A 1,455-nucleotide genomic window follows, 5' to 3' on the forward strand; every position below is an offset into this window, starting at 1 on the left:
ACCTGTACTGCACCCATTTTGTTGGACGATGAAATGGAATAGTCCCTGATATGTCAAAGCCAAAATACCCCTTCGAAAAGCGCCTTGAAGTCGTGAATCACTACTTCACAACTGATGATGGTTACAGGATCATCTCTGCACGTTTTGGTGTGCCTCGAACCCAGGTCAGGACGTGGGTTGCCCTCTATGAAAAACATGGAGAAAAAGGTTTAATTCCCAAACCTAAAGGCGTTAGTGCTGATCCAGAGTTGCGCATTAAGGTCGTGAAAGCCGTGACCGAGCAGCAGATGTCCCTCAATCAGGCTGCTGCTCACTTTATGCTTGCTGGTAGTGGTTCTGTAGCCAAGTGGCTGAAAGTCTATGAGGAGCACGGAGAAGCTGGTTTACGCGCACTCAAGATCGGCACCAAAAGAAACATTACAATGTCAGTTGATCCAGAAAAAGCGGCGTTAGCATTGGAGCTGTCGAAAGACCGACGTATTGAGGATCTTGAAAGACAAGTTCGATTCCTTGAAATGCGGCTTACGTATCTAAAAAAGCTGAAAGCCTTAGCTCATCCCGCGAAAAAGTGAAAGTACTCAACGAGCTAAGGCAGTTTTACCCTCTTGATGAGCTTCTCAAGGCAGCGGAGATACCGCGCAGTACGTTTTATTACCATCTAAAGGCTCTCAGCAAGCCTGATAAGTATGCGGATGTTAAAAAGCGTATTGGTGAGATTTATCACGAGAATAAAGGTCGTTACGGATACCGTAGGGTAACGTTGTCTCTCCATCGAGACGGGGAACGGATTAACCATAAAGCCGTTCAGCGCCTGATGGGAACCCTCTCGCTTAAGGCAGCGATTAAGGTCAAGCGATACAGCTCCTACAGAGGAGAGGTAGGGCAAACCGCCCCCAATGTTCTCCAAAGGGATTTCAAGGCTACACGGCCAAACGAGAAGTGGGTTACCGACGTTACTGAATTTGCAGTCAATGGGCGAAAGCTGTATTTGTCTCCAGTAATAGATCTCTTCAACAACGAAGTTATTTCTTACAGCCTGTCGGAAAGACCTGTGATGAACATGGTCGAGAATATGCTCGATCAGGCATTCAAAAAGCTTAAGCCTCACGAGCATCCTATTCTGCACTCTGACCAGGGATGGCAGTATCGTATGAGAAGGTATCAAAACATCCTTAAAGAACAAGGCATTACACAGAGCATGTCCAGAAAAGGCAATTGTCTGGATAATGCAGTCGTGGAATGTTTCTTTGGAACCTTAAAGTCGGAGTGTTTTTATCTTGACGAGTTCAGTAATATAAGCGAACTGAAGGATGCTGTTACGGAATATATTGACTACTACAACAGCAGAAGAATTAGCCTGAAATTAAAAGGTCTGAGTCCAATTGAATATCGAACCCAGACCTATGTGCCTCGTGTTTAACTGTCCAACTTTTTGGGGTCAGTACAACCCGAGGC

The 1,455-nt window shown here is 45.6% G+C and carries 1 protein-coding gene; it reads left to right on the forward strand.

Translation table 11 applies throughout. The annotated features are described in order from the left end of the window. Nucleotides 1-50 precede the first annotated feature (50 nt). Nucleotides 51-1,420 (forward strand): IS3-like element ISKpn8 family transposase gene (locus ACOTX3_RS26000; RefSeq protein WP_085949440.1). Its coding sequence is split into 2 segments (ribosomal slippage): nt 51-531 and nt 531-1,420, totalling 1,371 coding nucleotides; the frame shifts between segments, so codons are not numbered across the junction. Nucleotides 1,421-1,455: the final 35 nt, after the last annotated feature.

The organism is Enterobacter cloacae complex sp. IR5384 (assembly GCF_049237265.1).
GTDB lineage: Bacteria > Pseudomonadota > Gammaproteobacteria > Enterobacterales > Enterobacteriaceae > Enterobacter > Enterobacter cloacae.